The sequence below is a fragment of the Pseudacidovorax sp. DMC4 genome (assembly GCF_056314265.1).
This window is the reverse complement of the sequence record NZ_JBQUYR010000004.1, coordinates 253,124-272,054: the sequence shown is the minus strand read 5'-3', so window position 1 is coordinate 272,054 and position 18,931 is coordinate 253,124. Positions and strand designations below refer to the sequence as shown.

General features: G+C 69.5%; 22 protein-coding genes and 1 pseudogene. 17 read left to right on the top strand and 6 right to left on the bottom strand.

Annotated features, from left to right (window positions below; translation table 11 throughout):
• Window positions 1–52: 52 nt before the first annotated feature.
• Window positions 53–1,465, bottom strand: coding sequence for a sigma-54-dependent transcriptional regulator (locus ACT54X_RS09990; RefSeq protein ID WP_294367371.1), 1,413 nt, complete (start codon window positions 1,463–1,465; stop codon window positions 53–55).
• Between the two features lie 345 nt (window positions 1,466–1,810).
• On the opposite strand from ACT54X_RS09990, the gene ACT54X_RS09985 reads away from it, so the two are divergent.
• Together ACT54X_RS09985 and ACT54X_RS09980 are read left to right on the top strand one after the other, a co-directional pair.
• Window positions 1,811–2,446 (top strand): response regulator, encoded by a 636-nt coding sequence (locus ACT54X_RS09985; protein ID WP_476346311.1) that lies wholly within the window; start codon window positions 1,811–1,813, stop codon window positions 2,444–2,446.
• Between the two features lie 265 nt (window positions 2,447–2,711).
• Window positions 2,712–2,981: a hypothetical protein gene (locus ACT54X_RS09980; RefSeq protein ID WP_294367367.1), complete on the top strand. Its 270-nt coding sequence runs from the start codon at window positions 2,712–2,714 to the stop codon at window positions 2,979–2,981.
• Between the two features lie 51 nt (window positions 2,982–3,032).
• Here ACT54X_RS09980 and ACT54X_RS09975 read toward each other — a convergent pair whose 3' ends face one another.
• Window positions 3,033–3,668, bottom strand: a complete 636-nt coding sequence (locus ACT54X_RS09975; RefSeq protein WP_294367366.1) for a response regulator — start codon at window positions 3,666–3,668, stop codon at window positions 3,033–3,035.
• A 378-nt stretch (window positions 3,669–4,046) separates the two neighbouring features.
• Here ACT54X_RS09975 and ACT54X_RS09970 point away from each other — a divergent pair, with 378 nt between their 5' ends.
• Entirely contained in the window at window positions 4,047–4,226 is a 180-nt protein-coding gene (locus tag ACT54X_RS09970) for a hypothetical protein (RefSeq protein WP_294367364.1), read from the top strand.
• 425 nt (window positions 4,227–4,651) lie between these two features.
• Here ACT54X_RS09970 and ACT54X_RS09965 read toward each other — a convergent pair whose 3' ends face one another.
• On the bottom strand, window positions 4,652–4,915 hold the full coding sequence (locus ACT54X_RS09965; protein ID WP_294367362.1) for a hypothetical protein: 264 nt from the start codon (window positions 4,913–4,915) through the stop codon (window positions 4,652–4,654).
• A 320-nt stretch (window positions 4,916–5,235) separates the two neighbouring features.
• Between ACT54X_RS09965 and ACT54X_RS09960 the strand changes: the two genes are divergently transcribed.
• Window positions 5,236–5,517: a hypothetical protein gene (locus tag ACT54X_RS09960; RefSeq protein WP_294367360.1), complete on the top strand. Its 282-nt coding sequence runs from the start codon at window positions 5,236–5,238 to the stop codon at window positions 5,515–5,517.
• A gap of 142 nt (window positions 5,518–5,659) precedes the next feature.
• Here the strand turns inward: ACT54X_RS09960 and ACT54X_RS09955 are convergent.
• A pseudogene (locus ACT54X_RS09955) lies at window positions 5,660–6,079 on the bottom strand (ferritin-like domain-containing protein); the annotation flags it as partial.
• 446 nt (window positions 6,080–6,525) lie between these two features.
• Between ACT54X_RS09955 and ACT54X_RS09950 the strand changes: the two are divergent.
• The 3 genes from ACT54X_RS09950 to ACT54X_RS09940 are packed head-to-tail and all read left to right on the top strand — an operon-like array spanning window position 6,526 to window position 8,907.
• Complete coding sequence (locus ACT54X_RS09950) at window positions 6,526–7,425, top strand: manganese catalase family protein (protein WP_294367358.1); 900 nt, start codon at window positions 6,526–6,528, stop codon at window positions 7,423–7,425.
• Window positions 7,422–8,057 (top strand): cysteine hydrolase family protein, encoded by a 636-nt coding sequence (locus ACT54X_RS09945; RefSeq protein WP_476346307.1) that lies wholly within the window; start codon window positions 7,422–7,424, stop codon window positions 8,055–8,057. Before ACT54X_RS09950 ends, ACT54X_RS09945 begins: the two co-directional genes overlap by 4 nt.
• Entirely contained in the window at window positions 8,050–8,907 is an 858-nt protein-coding gene (locus ACT54X_RS09940) for an SDR family oxidoreductase (RefSeq protein ID WP_294367353.1), read from the top strand. The genes ACT54X_RS09945 and ACT54X_RS09940 overlap by 8 nt, the downstream gene beginning before the upstream one ends.
• Before the next feature lie 24 nt (window positions 8,908–8,931).
• Here ACT54X_RS09940 and ACT54X_RS09935 read toward each other — a convergent pair whose 3' ends face one another.
• Entirely contained in the window at window positions 8,932–9,351 is a 420-nt protein-coding gene (locus tag ACT54X_RS09935; RefSeq protein ID WP_294367351.1) for a BLUF domain-containing protein, read from the bottom strand.
• A 178-nt stretch (window positions 9,352–9,529) separates the two neighbouring features.
• On the opposite strand from ACT54X_RS09935, the gene ACT54X_RS09930 reads away from it, so the two are divergent.
• The 9 genes from ACT54X_RS09930 to ACT54X_RS09890 are packed head-to-tail and all read left to right on the top strand — an operon-like array spanning window position 9,530 to window position 16,917.
• A complete protein-coding gene (locus tag ACT54X_RS09930; RefSeq protein WP_017761095.1) occupies window positions 9,530–10,201 on the top strand; it encodes an amino acid ABC transporter permease in 672 nt (223 codons plus the stop codon).
• 24 nt (window positions 10,202–10,225) lie between these two features.
• A complete protein-coding gene (locus ACT54X_RS09925; protein WP_294367348.1) occupies window positions 10,226–10,879 on the top strand; it encodes an amino acid ABC transporter permease in 654 nt (217 codons plus the stop codon).
• A gap of 49 nt (window positions 10,880–10,928) precedes the next feature.
• Complete coding sequence (locus ACT54X_RS09920; RefSeq protein WP_294367346.1) at window positions 10,929–11,726, top strand: transporter substrate-binding domain-containing protein; 798 nt, start codon at window positions 10,929–10,931, stop codon at window positions 11,724–11,726.
• Window positions 11,727–11,766: 40 nt separating this feature from the next.
• Window positions 11,767–12,543 carry an amino acid ABC transporter ATP-binding protein gene (locus ACT54X_RS09915; RefSeq protein ID WP_294367343.1) on the top strand — a complete coding sequence of 259 codons (777 nt, stop codon included), beginning with the start codon at window positions 11,767–11,769 and terminating at the stop codon, window positions 12,541–12,543.
• 4 nt (window positions 12,544–12,547) lie between these two features.
• Window positions 12,548–13,297: a sugar phosphate isomerase/epimerase family protein gene (locus tag ACT54X_RS09910; RefSeq protein ID WP_294367342.1), complete on the top strand. Its 750-nt coding sequence runs from the start codon at window positions 12,548–12,550 to the stop codon at window positions 13,295–13,297.
• A gap of 35 nt (window positions 13,298–13,332) precedes the next feature.
• Window positions 13,333–14,286, top strand: a complete 954-nt coding sequence (locus tag ACT54X_RS09905; protein WP_294367339.1) for a sugar kinase — start codon at window positions 13,333–13,335, stop codon at window positions 14,284–14,286.
• Window positions 14,283–15,269 carry a 2-hydroxyacid dehydrogenase gene (locus tag ACT54X_RS09900; RefSeq protein WP_294367337.1) on the top strand — a complete coding sequence of 329 codons (987 nt, stop codon included), beginning with the start codon at window positions 14,283–14,285 and terminating at the stop codon, window positions 15,267–15,269. Before ACT54X_RS09905 ends, ACT54X_RS09900 begins: the two co-directional genes overlap by 4 nt.
• Window positions 15,266–16,315: a LacI family DNA-binding transcriptional regulator gene (locus ACT54X_RS09895; protein WP_294367334.1), complete on the top strand. Its 1,050-nt coding sequence runs from the start codon at window positions 15,266–15,268 to the stop codon at window positions 16,313–16,315. Before ACT54X_RS09900 ends, ACT54X_RS09895 begins: the two co-directional genes overlap by 4 nt.
• A 53-nt stretch (window positions 16,316–16,368) precedes the next feature.
• The gene (locus ACT54X_RS09890) at window positions 16,369–16,917 is read left to right on the top strand and encodes a methyltransferase family protein (RefSeq protein ID WP_294367333.1); all 549 of its coding nucleotides are present in this window, start codon (window positions 16,369–16,371) and stop codon (window positions 16,915–16,917) included.
• Here ACT54X_RS09890 and ACT54X_RS09885 read toward each other — a convergent pair.
• Complete coding sequence (locus ACT54X_RS09885) at window positions 16,898–17,587, bottom strand: helix-turn-helix domain-containing protein (RefSeq protein WP_294367331.1); 690 nt, start codon at window positions 17,585–17,587, stop codon at window positions 16,898–16,900. The genes ACT54X_RS09890 and ACT54X_RS09885 overlap by 20 nt on opposite strands.
• Before the next feature lie 158 nt (window positions 17,588–17,745).
• Between ACT54X_RS09885 and ACT54X_RS09880 the strand changes: the two genes are divergently transcribed.
• Window positions 17,746–18,918, top strand: a complete 1,173-nt coding sequence (locus ACT54X_RS09880; RefSeq protein WP_294367329.1) for an NAD(P)/FAD-dependent oxidoreductase — start codon at window positions 17,746–17,748, stop codon at window positions 18,916–18,918.
• The last annotated feature ends 13 nt before the right edge of the window (window positions 18,919–18,931 follow it).

Here is an 18,931-nt window from a genome sequence, read left to right as displayed (position 1 = left end):
TTCCTCTCGGTGGATGGTGGGGCGGGCCCGCCAAGCCTGCCGCCATGCCGGCTCAGAGGCTGTAAGCCTTGAGGCGGTTGTAGAGCGTCTTCAGGCTGATCCCGAGGACCGCCGCCGCGCGCTCCTTGTGGCGGTCGCAATGCAGGTAGGTGGCCACGATGGCCTGGCGCTCGATCTCGGCCAGCGATGTGCCCACGGGCACGGATATCCAGCCCGGTGCAGCTGCCACCTGCACCTGCGCCTGGGCCTGCAGCGGCTCCAGCGGCATGGGCGCCGAGGCCGCCGCCAGCTCGGCCGACGAGTCGGCCGCGCCCGGAGGCATCCATTCGTCGGACAGCCAGCCGTCCACGCTCATCACCCAGGCGCGCTGCACGGCATTTCGCAGCTGGCGCACGTTGCCGGGCCAGTGGTAGGCGCGCAGCTTGCGCAGGGCCTCGGGGGTGAAGCGACGGCCCAGGCCCTCCTGCACGCGCAGTTGCTGCGCAAAGTGCAGGGCCAGCAGTTCCACATCGTCGCCGCGGGCACGCAGTGGCGGCAGGATGATGGGAAAGACATTGAGGCGGTAGAGCAGGTCCTCGCGCAGCACGCCGGCGCGCACGGCCGCATGCGGGTCGCGGTTGGTGGCCGCGATGATGCGCACGTCGGTCTGCTGCAGCTCGGTGGAGCCCACGCGCATGAAGGTGCCCGACTCCAGCACGCGCAGCAGCTTGACCTGCAGCTCGGCCGGCATCTCGGTCACTTCGTCGAGGAAGAGCGTGCCGCCGTGCGCCCGCTCGAAGAAGCCGCGGTGCTGGCGCTCGGCCCCGGTGAAGGCGCCGCGCTCGTGGCCGAAGATCTCGCTCTCGATCAGGTGGGGCGACAGCGCGCCGCAATTGACGGCCAGAAAGGGCTGCTCGCGGCGGCGGCTCAGGTCATGCACCGCGCGGGCCACCAGTTCCTTGCCGGTGCCGCTTTCGCCCTGGATGAACACCGTCGCCGCCGAGCCCGCGACACGCGCGATCTGCAGGTAGACGCTCTGCATGGGCTCGGAACGTCCGATCAGGGCGCCGAAGCGGCCGGTCTCTCGCCAGGTCTCGGTCAGTTCTGCCACCTCGGCCCGCAGCCGCGAGGGCCGCATCAGGCGCGACAGCAGGTGCCGCAGCTGCTGCGCCTGAACAGGCTTGACCAGGTAGTCGGCCGCACCCAGGCGCAGCGCCCGGATCGAGGTCTCCAGGCTGGCCTGCCCGGTGATCAGCACCACCTCGATGTCGTGCGTGCTGGCCTGGGCCGCTTCGAGCAACTCGAAGCCGCTGCCGTCGGGCAGGTGCACGTCCAGCAGCATGAGGTCGGGCGGCGAGACCACCAGCGCACGCCGCGCATCGGCGAGGGTGCCGCAGGTGGAGACGCGATGACCCTCGCGCGCCACCAGGGCCGCCAGCATGCGTGCCACGTCCTCATCGTCCTCGACGATCAGTGCTCGTCCCATTCCACTCCTCGGATGTGCTTTTCTGGCGGCGGCCCGCGGTCGGGCACGGGCGATGCGGCGCGGACTCCTTCGCGCAGGCCCGCACGCTATCGCAGCCCGCGTCCTCCCGCTGTCGGACGGATGCAGAAATTGCGGCAAGGACTGCCGATTCACCCCAAGAATCCCTCAGAAATTAACACTTATTTATTAAATAAGCGCCGTTCGAGCGTGGCACATCCGTTGCGCTGTCTTGGGGGTGAGACTTTCCAGAACCACCGATTTCGGCACACCCCTTCCACCCTCTGCCTTTTCGCCCGGCACCCCCTGCGCACCTGCGCGGTGGCCGCGCCGCGCGGGAGCACCCACGTGATCCGGGTCGGCATTGCCGACGACCATCCGGTGGTGCGCTCGGGGTTGCGGGCCCTGCTCTCGTCCTGCGACGACATGAGCGTGGTGGGCGAGGCGAGCGATGGCCGCGAGACGCGCGCGCTGGCGCTGGACGTGCGCCCCCACGTGCTGATCATGGACCTGATGATGCCGGGCTACAGTGCGCTGGACCTCATGACCACCCTGCGCGAACGCGCCTCGGGGGTGGCCGTGATGGTCTACACCGGCTACCCGGCCGAGCACTACGGCCCCGCGCTGCTGCGCGACGGCGCCCGGGCCTACCTGGGCAAGGACTGCGACCCCTCCGAGGTGCTGGCCGCCATCCGCGCGCTATACGCCGGCCGGCGCTACATCACCTCGGACATGGCGGGCGTGCTGGCCCAGCGCTCCAGCATCCAGACCAGCGAGGCGGCGCCCCACCACGCGCTCACGCCGCGCGAGTTCCAGATCTTCCTGAAGCTCGCGCAGGGCGAGAGCCCGGCCCACATCGCCGACGCCCTGTGCGTGTCGGCCAAGACGATCAGCACCCACAAGGCCCGCATCATGGCCAAGATGGACCTCCATTCGAACAGCGAGTTGACCTACTACGCGACCAAGCGTCGGCTGCTCAGGTGAGGACACCCGCCATGCCGCTCCAATGCTCCGGGCGGCCGCCGGAGGCGGCTGCTCTTCGGGCACGTCCAAGCCGGCGCAGGCAGGCTCGGAGCCGCGGCCCTCAGCCCCTCACTGGCGCCTTCGGCTTGGAGGGGGGCGCACCCAGGGGCCTGGCGAAGCCAGTTCCTCGGATGCCCTGGCTTGGCCCGCTCCGCGGCCATCCAATTTGTGTCGCCGCGCCAATTTCATGCGAGGCGGGTGGCGCACAGCGCCATGGAAGACTGACATGACCACTCGCTCCCCGCCGTCCACCCCACCTGCGCCGCCGGAGTCGCCGCAGCAGGCGCTGCTGCGCGAGTTCGACCACGACGCGCGTTCACCGCTGAGCGCCATGGCCGCCGCCACCGAACTGCTCGGGGCCACCGACGACCCGGTGCTGCAGGAAGAGGCCCGAGGCGTGATCGCGCGGCAGGTGCGCAAGCTCAACGAGCTGTTCGCGGCCTTCCGGGCCCGGCTGGCCGCCCTGGCCTCGGGACGCAACGATCCGCCCATCTGACTCGCCAGCGGCGCGCACGGCCCGGTGAAGCACGGCCGAGCGGCGCCGTTCTCACTCCATCAGCTGGTGGCGGATGGCATAGAGCGTCATCTCGCCGTTGGAGCGCAGGCCCAGCTTCTCCAGGACGCGGGTCCGGTAGCCGCCCACCGTCTTGACCGACAGGCACAGCGACGAAGCAGCCTGCTGCAGGTCGCAGCCCTGAGCCAGCTTGAGCAGCACCTGCAGCTCGCGGCGGGTGAGCGGCTCCTCGTGGCGGCCCTCGGCGGGCACACAGTGCTCCAGCAGCAGGTTGGCCATGGTGGGCGACATGTGGCGCTCGCCGCGCGCGACGGCACGCACGGCCCGCAGCAGTTCGTGCGGATCGCTTTCCTTGTCGACCAGGGCCCGCACGCCCTCGCGCACCAGCGTGCAGGCGTACTGCTCCGCCGCAAACCCGGTATACACCACCAGGCCCACATCGGGCGCCTGCATGCGCAAGCGGACGACCTCGTCGAGCACGTTCGAACCCGGGATCACCAGGTCGAGCACCAGCACATCGAGCTGCTGCGCGATCAGCTCGCGGGCCAGCCCGCGGGCCCGGTCACATTCCCACACCATCTGCAGGTCGTCCTCGGCGCCGAACAGCGCCTTGAGGCCGGTGCGCACGACCGGGTGGTCGTCGACCACGCCGACACGAATCGGCTGCAAGGCGCGCGGGAGGCGGGAAGACAGCGAAAAGGCGGAAGTGGGCGCGGAGGCCGCATGAAGGGTGCTCTGCATGACGGTGTACTGGCAACTCCCATGCCGCGCCATCCGCTTGAGGATGAAAGAAGAAGCTGCGTGTTGGCGACATGTAGGCCGGCTGGCTGGGCCCGCAGCCGACCGGGCCTCATCGCTTGCAGCAAGTGTTGCCGCAAGCCTTGCAGCCGCAAGGCGAAGCTCGCCCCGGCCCGCTGACGATGGGCCCGTCCTTGTCCGACATGGGGCCGTTGGCAGCTCCATAAGCTGAACGGACCCGCCCCCAGCCGCCGAGGTCGGCGGCGCCCGAGCCCCGGACGGCGGGCCCACGACCCAAGGAGCATTTCCATGTCGAATTCACAGAACGGACGTCCCGGCCACACCGAGCACAACGCCACTGGCAAGCAGCGCCCCACGCCGCGCAACGAAGGCCGGCGTACGCCCGAGAGCCGCCATGACCGCGAGGACCATGCAGGCAGTGGCAACCAGAAACAGCAGCGCCAGGGCGGTGGTCATGGCGTGCATTGAACGCTGGGCCGCAGCGGCAGTTGCGATGGGGGCGCTGGCGGCCGGCCTGCCAGCGGCGGCGCAGAGCTCCGGCAACCCGCGCGGCAATCCCCAGGGCAGCGCCACGCCGGGTTCGACGGGCCGCGCCGTGCCTCCGCCGGCCAGTCGCCCCCCGCAAAGCGCAGCGCCGACGAGCGGGACTGAAGGCCGGCGGACCAACCCGGATCAACCCGAGGCGAGCAGCGGCCATGGCCGTGAGATCGGGGTGGGACAGCCGGGTGGACTCGGCGGCCAGCGTGCGGCCGAATCGCGCAATCGCACCACCGAGACGAATCAGGCGCCGAAGCCGGCCCAGACGCGATGAAGCCCGCGTGACGGGAAGGCCTTTTGGGATGCTCACCGCCGCGACTTCGACAAGCTCAGCCCGAACGGAAGAGGTGTGACGCTCAGGCGTCCGGTACCCCGCTGACCTGACGCAGATCCTCGGCATGGCGATGTGCCCCGTCGCCGCGGTCGCCAGCGGGCGATGTGTCCTGGTCCAGCTGCGTGGTGGGCGGGTGCCGTGCGTCGCCAACGACCGGCGCAACCGGCATGGGGATCTGCTCTGGCGGCGTCTGTTCGTCGGGGCGCTTATGGCCGTCCAGCGTGCGGACGGGATCCTCACCCACACCCTGGGGCGGAGCACGGCGGCGGTCTTCGTTGGGATTCATGGCGTTGTCCTTGAACGGTGCGGGCCCGCTCCAGCGTCTGCCCGGCGTGAAGACGGGATGACGAGCGAAGCGGAGAGCCATGCAGGTTGTGCCACCCGGTCGACCCAGGCGGTAGGAATCGCCGCAAAGCGGTGTGCGCTCCAGGGTTGTGGTGTCCAGGCGCACGGCAGGCTCCTCCCGCGCCTACACGCCCGGAGGAGGCTGCGGGCCAACCTGAAGCTTCCTCAGGGCGCCGGATCTCCGAACGGTCAGGCGCTGCACATGCGCAGCGCTTCGCCTTCGCTGAGTCCTGCGCGCATTCACACCAGGAGCCTGCGACCATGAGTACCACACGCATCACCGACAACGGCGAGGGCACCCGACCGACCACCGACGGCGCCGCGGGCAATCTGGGCCCCGCCAAAGGCTATCCGGATGGAGACACCGTCAAGCCGGGACCGCATGAGCGCATGATGGACAAGCGTCAGGACGCCGAGGCCGCGGAACAAGACGGCTCAGCACCCTGGGGCGTGCGCGAATCCATGCGGCCCAATCCCAACACCGAACCACCGCCGTGGCCTGGCAAGACACGCAAGGGTCGCCAGGCGCCACCCGCGCGCTGAGCTGCTCCTCACACGGTGCGCTCCCGTGAACGCGCGCTTCGGCTGTGGACCTGGCCCACGCCACGACTGCCGGATTCACCGCTTGTCGTCGCCGCCGGCATTCTTCGACAGCGCAAGGAACTCCTGCGTGAGTACGCCCGAGGTGCTCGGCCAGCCATCCGGAAGTCGCTTCCTCCTGGCGCAGAATTTCCTCGCACACGTGACGGGTCTGGGGGTCCTGCGCCATCTCGGCCACGGCCACCATCACACGGTACGTGGCCACCTCGTAGTGCTCGAAGGCATAGCAGGTCATCGCCACGTTGATCACCTCGTCGCTGGCCGGCCGGGCACTCAGGCTCTGCACCATTGCACTCATCCTGCCTGCCACCTCCTTGCCCCCGGAAGTGCTGCCGCCGCGACGGTGGATGCACTCGCTCAGCATTCGCGCCTGCTCCCGGGTCTGCTGATGATGGGCCTGCAACCTGGCCTTGAGCACGGGGTGACTGCCCAGGCGGTCGCACGCCGTCTGGAGCAGCAGCTCTGCCTGCTCCTCCATGGCATGGGCATCTCGCAACCAGTCCATCAGGTGCTCGGCGGCATAGGTCATGGACAGGTTCATGGGTGCAGGCGAAGAAGGTGCGTGCGTCGCACTGCCGTCCGCAGCGAAGCCGTCGAGGGAGGCACCCGGGTCCTCCTCGCCGGCCGCTGATTCGCGTGACAAGTCCACGCCAGGAGCCTTGCCAGATTCGGGGTTCATAAGAGCGCGTCCTTGCGGGATGTTGATGCCACCACTCTGGGCGCCAGGGGCCCTGGCGATGTAGGAAGAGTTCGGGCTGCCCCCGCGCCGAACTCGCGAGATGCCCCGCAAGCCCGCCCCGACGCGTACGCCTTCCAGGCCCGGCTGTGCGCTCCCACCCCGAGCTGAGCCTCCACCTACACGGTCCTGGAGGCAGCACGCGAACGCTGTGCGCTGGAGCCCCTGCATCAGCGGGCCCCTTTCAAACCCATCCCCCCACAGGAGTCCTCTTCATGTTCTCGCACAACAAACGTCTGCAATACACCGTGCACGTCAGCATGCCCAACCCCGGCCTCGCCAACCTCATGCTGGAGCAGTTTGGCGGCCCACAGGGCGAGCTGGCTGCGGCCTGCCGCTACTTCACCCAGGCCGTGGCCGAAGACGATCCCGGACGCAAGGACATGCTGTTCGACATCGCCACCGAAGAGCTGAGCCACCTGGAGGTGATCGGCAACATCGTGTGCATGCTCAACAAGGGCGCCAAGGGCCGACTGGCCGAGGGCATCGACGAGCAGGGCGAGATGTATCGCTCGATCACCGGCGCCGGCAATGACAGCCATCTCACGCAGGTGCTCTATGGTGGCGGCGCGCCGCTGGTCAACTCCGCGGGCGTGCCCTGGACGGCGGCCTATGTCGACACCATCGGCGAGCCCACGGCCGATCTGCGCTCCAACATCGCGGCCGAGGCCCGCGCCAAGATCGTCTACGAGCGGCTCATCAACCTCACCGACGACCCCGGCGTGAAGGACGCCCTCACCTTCCTGATGACGCGCGAGGTGGCGCACCAGAAGTCCTTCGAGAAGGCGCTCTACAGCATCGAGCCCAACTTCCCGCCGGGCAAGCTGCCGGGCGACCCGCGCTTCACCAGCGTGTACTTCCGCATGTCCAAGGGCGAGGCCGATGTCAGGGGTCCGTGGAACGAAGGGCCGGACTGGGACTTCGTGCCGATGACGCAGGACTCGGGACCGGTCGACGGCCGCACCGGCTGGGCCTCGGTCGAACTGCCCGAGGGCGATGCGGAGCTGGTGCGTGCCATGGCCACGCGCACGCAGTCGCGCACCGACATCGATCCCACCACCGGTGCCGAGTTGGGCGCCGGCGTCACCCCGCCACCGGCGGCCAAGAAGAAGTGAGCAAGGGCCGCGACGCGGATGCGCCGGCGCCGGGCGGCCTGGCGCTGGTCATCATCGACATGATCAGTGGCTGGGACTTTCCGGACGCCGAGCACCTGTTGCCGCATGCCCAGCGCGTGGCCACCGAGATCGCGGCGCTGGCCCAGGCCTGCCGCGACCGCGGTGTGCCCGTCATCTATGCCAACGACAACCGCGGGCGCTGGCGGTCGGACTTCCGCTCGCTGATCGATGCGGCCCTGGCCCAGGACGGGTCGGGCGCGGAGATCACGCGACTGATGCGCCCGCACGTGCACGACTACTTCGTGCTCAAGCCCAAGCATTCGATCTTCCATGGCACCCCCATGCTGTTCCTGCTGCAGCACCTGAAGGTTCAACGGCTGGTGCTCGCCGGTGTCTCCAGCGACCAGTGCGTGCTCATGTCCGTGTCGGACGCGCGCATGCGCGAGCTGAACCCGATCGTGCCTGCGGACTGCTCGGCCTCGCAGGGCGAGGAACGGCACAAGGTGCTGCTGCAGCAGCTGCGCGAGACGTGGAAGGTCGAGGCGCCGGACACCTGGCGCGTGCTCTTCGAGGGCGCGCCGCCTTCTCCTTCCCCTTCCCCACCGCCCCGCCAGGAGCCTTCCAATGACTGAACCCACGCCCCAGGCCTCCACGCCGCCCCAGCAGCCGCCCGGCCTCGAGTCGCGCATGACGCCGCAGCCCGACTTCGGCGCCGACAGCTACCGCGGCAGCGCCAAGCTGCAGGGCAAGGTGGCGCTGATCACCGGCGGCGACAGCGGCATCGGCCGTGCCGTCGCCCTGGCCTTCGCGCGCGAAGGCGCGGACGTGCTGATCTCCTTCCTGGAGGAAGAGGAAAGCGATGCCCGCGTCACCCGCGAGTGGGTGCAGAAAGAAGGCCGTCAATGCCTGGCCATCGCCGGCGACATCCGCAGCGAGGCGCATTGCCGCTCGCTGGTGGATGCGGCCGTGCAGCAGTTCGGGCGGTTGGACGTGCTGGTCAACAACGCCGCCTTCCAGATGAGCCACAAGTCGCTCGACGAGTTGACCGAAGAGGAGATCGACCGCACCTTCCGCACCAACGTCTTCGCCATGTTCTTCCTGGCCAAGGCCGCGGTGCCGCACATGAAGCCGGGCGCGTCGATCATCAACACCGCGTCGATCAATGCCGACAAGCCCAATGCCACGCTGGTGGCCTATGCCGCGACCAAGGGCGCGATCCAGAACCTCACCGGCGGGCTGGCCCAGTTGCTGGCCGAGAAGGGCATCCGCGTGAACTGCGTGGCGCCGGGCCCGGTGTGGACGCCGCTCATTTCTTCGACGATGTCGCCCGAGCAGGTGGCCAAATTCGGGCAACAGACGCCGATGAAGCGCCCCGCGCAGCCCAAGGAACTGCAAGCGGCCTACGTGATGCTGGCCTCGGACGAGGCCAGCTACATCTCGGGCGCCACGATTGCCGTCACTGGCGGCGTGCCGATGATCTAGCGATGACGCGGCAAGGAAGTTTGCCTACAGCGCCACCCAGCCCGGCGTGCGCGCGAGTGCGCCAAACAGCGCCGCCGCGTGATCGGAAGGCGTGGCGTAGAGGTCCAGCGGATGGGGCATGCCGTGCAGCAGGAACACCGCGCGGATGCGCTCGTCCCAATCCAGCAGGGCCATCGACCAGTCGGCGAACACCCGCGCCGGGGCCGGGCCGCGATCGAGCAACTTGACCTGCTGGTGCCGGTCGTCGGCCAGGATGATGCTGTAGAGGCGCTCCACCGCGGCCTGCGGGCCTTCCAGGTACTGCATGTACACGCCATCCAGCAGGCACAGCGCACCGGTGATCGAGGCCGCGGCATTGTTGTCGCGCGACTGCCGCAGGATGCCCGCCACATCGTCCGAGCGGAAGGCCCGGGCGCGGCTGGCATAGATGAGTCGGTAGATCACGCGGCCATCCTAGCCGCCGTGCCGGGACCGGAGAAGTCGGCTCAACTGCAGACGGCGGCCGGCGCATGGTCACTTGGACTCGGGCTGCCTCAGGGCAAACCCTGAACACAATCTCTGAAACCGGTTTCATAATTTCCGTCATCGGAGACACACCGGCGCACCCACGCGCCCCACGCCCGTGAATTACCAGTTCCAGTTCGATGCCGTGCTCGCCGCCTGGCCCCTGCTGCTCAAGGGCACATGGATCACGGTGCAGCTCTCCCTCACCGCCACCCTGCTGGGTCTTGCCGTGGCCGTGGTGTGCGCCTGGGGCAAGACCAGCGGCCCGGCGCCGCTGCGCTTCCTGATCAACGCCTACATCGAGGTGATCCGGAACACGCCCTTCCTGGTGCAGCTGTTCTTCTTTTTCTTCGCGTTGCCGGTCATCGGCGTGCGCTGGTCGCCGTACATGGCGGCGCTGACGGCCATGGTGGTCAACCTGGGCGCCTACGCCACCGAGATCATCCGCGCCGGCATCGAGTCCATTCCCAAGGGGCAGATCGAGGCGGGCCGCGCCCTCAACCTCAAGGGCTGGGAGATCTTCCGCTTCATCATCATCAAGCCCGCGCTCAAGGCCATCTATCCGGCGCTGACCAGCCAGTTCATCCTGCTGATGCTGAGCTCTGCCGTGGTGTCGGTGATCTCGGCCGACGACCTCACCTCGGTGGCCGCCACGCTGCAGTCGCAGACCTTCCGCAGCTTCGAGATCTACATCGTCGTGGCCGCCATCTACCTGGGCCTGGCCCTGCTCTTCTCGCTGCTGTTCAAGCTGATCTACCAGCGCGTGCTGCACTACCCCGACCGCCGCTGAAGGCAGCACCAGGAGACGACCACCATGCGTACCTTCGGCTTTCCCGAATTCCTCTTCATCCTCGAAGCGGCCCAATGGACGCTGGCCCTGTCGGCCATCGCCTTCGTGGGCGGCGCCATCCTGGGGCTCATCGTCGCGCTGGCCCGCACCAGCGAGAACCGCGCGGCGCTCTTCGCCTCGGGCGTGTTCATCCAGGTCTTCCAGGGCACGCCGCTGCTGCTGCAGTTGTTTTTGATCTTCTTCGGCGCGCCGGTGCTGGGGCTGGACATCAACCCGTGGATCGCCGCGGGCGCGGCGCTCATCCTCAACAGTGCCGCCTTCCTGGGCGAGATCTGGCGCGGCTGCATCCAGGCCATTCCGCGCGGCCAGTGGGAAGCGGCCATGGCACTCAACCTGTCGTACACCGCCCGGCTGCGCGACGTGGTGCTGCCCCAGGCCTTCAAGATCGCGCTGCCTCCCACGGTGGGCTACGTGGTGCAGATCATCAAGGGCACGTCGCTCGCGGCCATCATCGGCTTCACCGAGATCACCCGCGCCGGCCAGATCATCAACAACGCCACCTTCCAGCCGCTGGAGGTGTTCAGCACCGTGGCCGCGCTGTACTTCGTCATCTGCTGGCCGCTGTCGCTGCTGGCCGCGCACATGGAGCGCCGCCGCGCGCGGGCGCTCGCCCGCTGACTGCGCCCCCTCTCTTCACCCCCGTCACGCTCAACCCAAGGAGACCTCCATGAACCTCAGCCTGCACCGCCGCGCCGCCCTGGCACTGGGCCTGGCCGCCTGCGCCACCGCCTTCGCTCCCCTGGCCTCGGCCCAGTCCGTGGCCGACATCAAGAAGAAGGGCGAGATCACCATCGGCATGCTGGTGGACTTTCCACCCTACGGCACCACCGACGCCAAGAACCAGCCCGACGGCTACGACGCCGACGTGGCCAAGCTGCTGGCCAAGGACCTGGGCGTGAAGGCCAACATCGTGCCCGTCACCGGTCCCAACCGCATTCCCTTCCTGCTGACCAACAAGGTCGACCTGCTGATCGCATCGCTGGCCGTCACGCCCGAGCGCGCCAAGCAGGTGGACTTCTCGGTGCCCTACGCCGCCGCCACCATCGTGCTGTACGGCAGCAGCAAGGTCGAGATGAAGTCGCCCGCCGACCTCAAGGGCAAGCGCGTGGGCGTGGCCCGCGCCAGCACGCAGGACGTGTCGCTGACGGCCGTGGCGCCCGAGGGCACCGAGATCCGCCGCTTCGACGATGACGCCTCGGCCATGCAGGCACTGATGTCGGGCCAGGTCGATGCCATCGGCTGCTCCACCACCGTGGCGGCGCAGATCGCCAAGCGCGCCGGCAGCAACTTCGAGAACAAGTTCAACCTGCGCCAGCAGGTCATGGGCATCGCCATGCGCCCGGGCCAGCCCGAGCTGAAGAAGACGCTGGACGAGTTCGTCGAGCGCAACAGGAAGAACGGCGAGCTGAACAAGCTCTACCAGAAGTGGCTGGGCACCGACTTCCCGGCCCTGCCCAACTCCTGATTGGTTTTTCCCTCTTCCGAACGCACAAGGCAGCCGAACGATGAACAGCAGCGTGGCCGCGCCCCATGAACTGGGCGACCCCATCATCCGCATGGAAGGGGTGAGCAAGTGGTATGGCGAGTTCCAGGTGCTCACCGATGTGGACCTGTCGGTGCGCACCGGCGAGCGCATCGTCATCTGCGGGCCCTCGGGCTCGGGCAAGTCCACGCTGATCCGCTGCATCAACCGGCTGGAGACGGTGCAGAAGGGCCGCATCACGGTCGACGGCATCGAGCTGACGGCCGGCGGCAAGAACGTGGATGCCGTGCGCGCGGAAGTGGGCATGGTGTTCCAGCAGTTCAACCTGTTCCCGCACCTCACGATCCTGCAGAACTGCACACTGGCACCGATGCGCTCGCGCGGCATGTCGCGCGAAGAGGCCGAGGCCGTGGCCATGAAGTACCTGACGCGGGTGCGCATTCCCGAGCAGGCCAACAAGTACCCCAGCCAGCTCTCCGGCGGCCAGCAGCAGCGCGTGGCCATCGCCCGGGCGCTGTGCATGGCGCCCAAGATCATGCTGTTCGACGAGCCGACCTCGGCGCTCGATCCGGAGATGGTCAAGGAAGTGCTGGACACCATGATCGGCCTGGCCGACGACGGCATGACCATGCTGTGCGTCACCCACGAGATGGGCTTTGCCCGCAGCGTGGCCGACCGCGTGATCTTCATGGCCAGCGGCCAGATCCTCGAACAGGGTACGCCAGAGGCCTTCTTCGGCAATCCGCAGCACGAGAAAACGCGGCAGTTCCTGGGCCAGATCCTGACGTCCGGTCACTGACACGATGCTCTCCGTCCTGATCTCTCTTTCCTCCTTCGGCGCGGCCGAGGTGGGCCGCCATGGCCAGGCCTGGGCCACGGGCCTGGCCTACGAAGCCGGCGTGGACAGCGTCGAGGTGCGCGGCGAGCTGCTGCGCAATCCCGCGTCGGAACTGGCGGCGCTCAAGGGCCATGCCGCGGTCTACTCCAGCCCCGAAGGCCTCTGGACCGCCGACGGGCAGCTCGACACGACCGCGCTCCAGACCGGTCTGGCCCGCGCGGTGGCCCTGGACGCGCCACGCCTCAAGATGGCCATCGGCGGCTTCCACGCCACGCGCAGCCGCGACTCCCTCGACGCACTGCGCGAGGCCCTGGCCCGCACGCCGGTGGAGCTGGTGATCGAGAACGACCAGACGCCCACCGCCGGCACACTCGACGCGCTGCTCGCCTTCTTCGACGCCCAGCAGGCCGCCGGCCTGGACCTGGGCATGACCTTCGACATGGGCAACTGGCACTGGCTGGGCGAATGCCCGCTGGAGGCCGCCCGCGCCCTGGCCCACCGCGTGTGCTACGTGCATGCCAAGGGCGTGCAGCGCCGGCCCGACAAGTGGGTCGCGGTGCCGCTGGCCGAATCGGCCGCACCCTGGCGCGCCGTGCTGCGCGCCCTGCCGGCCGATGTGCCGCATGCCATCGAATACCCGCTGATCGGCGACGACCTGACGGCCGTCACCCGCGCCGAGATCGCTGCCCTGCGCCAGCTGCGCACCGCCGCTTGAACACCCCAGCCCGAGCCTTCGCTGAACCGTCCCGCATGACCACCGCCCCCACCTTCGACGTCGCCACCTTCGGCGAGGCCATGCTGCTGCTGGTGGCCGACGAGCCCGGCCCCATCGAGCAGGCCACGCTCTTCCACAAGCGCAGCGCCGGCGCCGAGACCAACGTGGCCATCGGCCTGGCGCGCCTGGGCCTGAAGGTGGGCTGGGCCAGCCGGCTGGGCACCGACTCCATGGGCCGCGCGCTGCTGGCCACTATGCAGGCCGAAGGCATCGACTGCTCGCATGTGGTGTGCGACGCCACGCAGCGCACCGGCTTCCAGTTCAAGGGCCGCGTCACCGACGGCAGCGATCCGCCCATCGAATACCACCGCAAGGGCTCGGCCGCCAGCCAGATGCGGCCCGAGGACATCGACGAGGCCTGGCTCTGCGCCGCGCGGCACCTGCATGCCACCGGCGTGTTCGCCGCCGTCTCCGAGACCACGCTGCCCACCGCCCACCGCACGCTGGACCTGATGCGCGCCGCCGGCCGCAGCATCTCCTTCGACCCCAATCTGCGGCCCACGCTGTGGGGCAGCACCGAGCGCATGCGCACGTGCATCAATGCGCTGGCCGCCAAGGCCGACTGGGTGCTGCCCGGCCTGGAGGAAGGCCGGCTGCTCACCGGCGAGGCCACGCCCGAGGGCATCGCGCGCTCCTACCGTGAGGCTGGCGCCTCGCTGGTCGTTGTCAAGCTCGGCCCCGACGGTGCCTACTACGACAGTGCCACGGCGGGCAGCGCGTATGTGCCGGGCTTTCCGGTCGACCAAGTGATCGACACCGTGGGCGCCGGCGACGGCTTCGCGGCCGGCGTGGTCAGCGCCCTGCTCGAAGGCCGCAGCGTGCCCGAGGCGGTGCGCCGCGGCGCCTGGATCGGCGCCCGCGCGGTGCAGGTGCTGGGCGACACCGAAGGCCTGCCCACGCGGGCCCAATTGCAGGAGGCCGGCCTGTGAGCGACGCACGCAAGAAGGTCCTGGTCTTCCGCGCGCTGCCGCCCGACCAGATGGCGCGCCTGCAGGCGGCGCACGACGTCAGCTTCGCCGACCCCAAGAAGGACCGTGCCGCCTTCGATGCCGCCCTGCCCGAGGCGCAAGGCCTGATCGGCTCCAGCTTTCCCATCGACGCCGCCGTGATCGCTGCCGCGCCGAAATTGGAGGTGGTCTCCAGCGTGTCGGTGGGCGTGGACAACTACGACCTGGCCGCCCTTCACGCCCGCAACATCGTGCTGGCCCACACGCCCGGCGTGCTGGACGAGACCGTGGCCGACACCGTGTTCGCCCTGCTGATGGCCACCAGCCGCCGCGTGGTCGAACTCGCCACGCTGGTGCGCGAAGGCCGCTGGGACAGGAACATCGGCGAAGACCTCTTCGGCTTCGACGTGCATGGCAAGACGCTGGGTCTGCTGGGCTTCGGCCGCATCGGGCAGGCCATCGCACGCCGTGCCGCGCTGGGCTTCGGCATGCCGGTGCTCTATCACGCCCGCCGCCCGATCGACCTGGCCACGCAGGCGCCCGAGCTGCAGGGCCGCGCGCATCACACGCCGCTGCCCCAGCTGCTGGACCGCGCCGACTTCGTGGTCGCCATGCTGCCGCTCACGCCCCAGACCCGCGGCATGGTCGATGCCGCCCTGCTCGCACAGATGAAGCCCGGCGCCATCTTCATCAATGGCGGCCGCGGCGCCACCGTGGACGAGCCGGCCCTGCTGGCGGCGCTGGACAGCGGCCACCTGCGCGCCGCCGGCCTGGACGTGTTCGCGCGCGAGCCGCTGCCGCTCGATTCGCCGCTGCGCACCCACCCCAAGGTGACACCGCTGCCGCACATCGGCTCGGCCACCCACGAGACGCGCCATGGCATGGCCGAACTCGCGGTGAGCAACCTGCTCGATGCGCTGGCGGGTCGCCGCCCCGCCGCGGTGTACGACACTGCGGCTTCATGAACACACCGCCGCCGGCCGTGCGGCCGGGCCGCCCCACCATCTCGGACGTCGCGCGCGTGGCGGGCGTGTCCAAGGCCACGGTGTCGCGCTTCTTCAACCACCGCGAACGCCTGCTCAGCCCCGACATCGCGGCCCGCGTCGAGGCCGCCATCGCCGAACTGGGCTATGTGCCCAGCCCGATGGCGCAGGCGCTCAGCCATGGCCGCTCGCGGCTCATCGGGCTGATCGTGGCCGACATCACCAACCCCTTCTCGGTGGCCGTGCTGCGCGGCGCCGAGAAGGCCTGCAAGGACGCGGGCTACCTGGTGATGCTGTTCAACATCGGCAACGAGGCGGGCCGCGAGCGCGAAGCCATCGACGCCCTGGCCGGCTACCAGGTGGATGGCTTCATCCTCAACACCCTGGGCCGCGGCGCGGGCGTGGTCGAGGCCATCGCCGCCCACGGCAAGCCGGCCGTCCTGGTGGACCGCCGGCACGACGGGCTGGAGGCCGACTTCGTCTCCATCGACAACCGCGCCGCCATGGCCGAGGCCTGCGCCCACCTGGTCGGCAGCGGCTGGCGCGAACTGCTGTACGTGACCGAGCCGCAGCAGGGCGTGAGCACCCGGCGCGAGCGCACGGCCGCCTTCCGAGACTGCCTCGAGGCGCATGCGCAGGCCTCGCCGCGGGTGCATGGGGAGGTGTTCGAGATGGCCGAGGGTGGCGACGAAGCCCTGCGCGATGCGCTGCGTGCCCTGCGCAAGCGGGCCCGCACGCCGCGCCGCGCCGCCGTGGTGGCGGGCAATTCGGTGGTCACGTTGCGCGTGGCGCAGGCCGTTCGGCAACTGGGATGGGAGTTCGGCGCCGAATTGGGCTTCGTCGGCTTCGACGAGCCGGAGTGGGCCTCGCTGGTGGGCCCGGGCCTCAGCACGCTGGCGCAGCCCACCGACGAACTCGGCCGCGCCGCGGCCGCCTGCCTGATCGAGCGCATGCAGGGCCTGGAAGGCCCGGCGCGCGAACTGCTGCTGCCGGGCACGCTCGTGGTGCGGGGCTCCTCGGCACCCTGAACGGCCGAGCACCGGCCGCCCAACGCGCGCGGCCGGCGTGTAGATTCGAGTCGATGCGCGACCTCACCGTCTTCGTCCTCGGCAGCGCCGCCATCGCCTGGGTGTCGCGCGGCGCGCTGCGGCATCCGCACTCGCACGGCTTCTACCGGTTTTTCGCCTGGGAATGCACGCTGGTCGTGGCGCTGCTCAACCGCGCGGTGTTGGCCGTGGACCCGTTCTCGCCGCGGCAGCTGCTGTCGTGGGTGCTGCTGTTCGGCTCCATCGTCCTGCCGCTGGCCGCCTGGCGGCAGCTGCGCCGCGAGGGTGCGCCCACCGAGGCACGGCGAGACGAGCACCTGCTGGGCTTCGAGAAGACCTCGCGCCTGGTGACCACCGGCCTGTTCCGCCACATCCGGCACCCCATGTACACCGCGCTGATCATGCTGGCCTGGGGCGCGACGCTGAAGCACCTCACGCCGCTGACCGTGGGCCTGGGCCTGGCGGCCACCGCGTTGCTGATCGTCACTGCGCTGCGCGACGAGCAGGAATGTCTGGCCTATTTCGGCGAGCCCTACCGCGCGTACATGAAGCGCACCCGGCGCTTCATTCCCGGGCTGCTGTAGCGCCGCCGCCGTCGTCCGGCAGCACGGTCAGGCTGCGTGCGCGCTGCATCGAATCGCTCTCCGCCGTCATCGCACCCACCGTGCGCGCCAGCTGGCGGCTGGTGCTGACATAGGCATGCCCGATGCGGCTGTCGAAGTAGAGCGAGTCGCCCTTGACCAGGCTCACCGTCTGTCCGGTCTCGAAGTACACGTCTACCGAGCCGCTGAGCACATAGACGAACTCCTCTCCCGGATGCCGCGCGAAGTCCTCCGGTCCGTTGAAGCGGCGCGCGCACACGGTGCCGAGCACGGGGATCATCTTCTTGCCGACGGCGCTGGAGTTGAGGAATTCGTAGACGAAGCTCTCGCCCCGATAGGCCACCCCCTCCCCGGCCCGCGTGACCAGAGGTCCGCTGAACTGCGCCGCCTTGGTGTGGGCGCTGGAGAACATCTCGCCCATGTCCATCTGCAGCGCTTCGCTCAGCGCGGCGAAATTCTCGTAGCCCAGCGCGAGCTGCCCCCGCTCTGCACGCGAGATGGTGGGGATCGATACCCCCGAGCGCTCGGCCAGCTGGGCCAGCGTCCAGCCGAGCTGCTTGCGCGCGGCGCGCAGGCGGCGGCCGAAGGTTTCGCGATCGAGGGTGTTGGCGGCAGGACGTGGTGCCGGGGTGCGAGGGCGCGGCTCTTTCATGGGCAAGGCGGGTTGCCGCGGATTGTGACAGCAAGCCGGCTCACCCTTGGCCCGCAATTTGCGTAAGCGCAAATCAGAGATCAGGGTCTGCACCAATTTCTTGGGAACGGCGCCAGAATCTTTTTGCGTATACGCAAATTTGTTCCTAGACTTCAGCGATGCCGTCCGACACCTCACCCTCCACCGCCGCCTGCTCGACGGCCGACTTCATCGTGGTCGGGGCCGGCATTGCAGGCGCGTCGGTGGCCTACTGGCTCGCGCCGCATGGCCGGGTGCTGTTGCTGGAGGCCGAGTCGCAGCCCGGCTACCACGCGACCGGGCGGTCGGCTGCGCTTTTCATGGAGAGCTACGGCACTCATCAGGTGCGCACGCTCACGCGGGCCAGCCGTCCCTTCTTCGATGCGCCGCCCGCCGGTTTCGCCGAGCACCCCTTGCTCACGCCGCGCGGCGCCATGGTGCTGGGCACCCATGGCGACGAAGCCGCGCTGGAGGAATGGTGGGACGTGCTGCGCGCCACCAACCCGCATGCACGCAGGCTCGATGCCAGCGAGGCCTGTGCGCTGGTGCCCGTGCTGCGGCCGGAGCAAGTCATCGGCGCCGTCCTCGAACCCGACGCCGCCGACATGGACGTGCATGCCATCCACCAGGGCTATCTGCGCGGCGCGCGGCGCCAGGGCGCGCAGCTGCTCTGCGATGCCCCGGTGCGGCACATCGAGCGCACGGGCGACGGCTGGCATGTCCAGGCGGGCAGCCACCGGTGCAGCGCGCCCGTGCTGGTCAATGCGGCCGGTGCCTGGGCCGACGAGGTGGCGGCGCTTGCCGGGCTGCCGGGCCTGGGCCTGCAGCCGCGGCGCCGGACCGCCTTCACCTTCGCACCGCCCGAGGGCGTGACCGTGCACGACTGGCCCATGACCATCGCCGCATCGGAGACCTGGTACATCAAGCCCGATGCGGGCGTGCTGCTGGGCTCGCCCGCCAATGCCGATCCGGTGCTTCCGCACGACGTGCAGCCCGAAGAGCTGGACGTGGCCCTGGCCATCGACGCCATCGAGCGCATGACCACGCTGCACATCCGGCGGCCCAGCCGAACCTGGGCCGGGCTGCGCTCCTTCGTGCCCGATGGCGACCTCGTGGGTGGCTTCGACGCCGAGGCGCCGGACTTCTTCTGGCTTGCAGCCCAGGGCGGCTACGGCATCCAGACCTCGGCCGCCATGGGCGAGGCCTGTGCCGCCCTCCTGCGCGGCCTGCCCATTCCGGCCCACCTGGCGGCCTTCGGCCTGACGGCCGACATGCTCTCTCCCCGGCGCCTGCGCCTCGCGTCCACTGCCTGAAAGCCCACTGCCA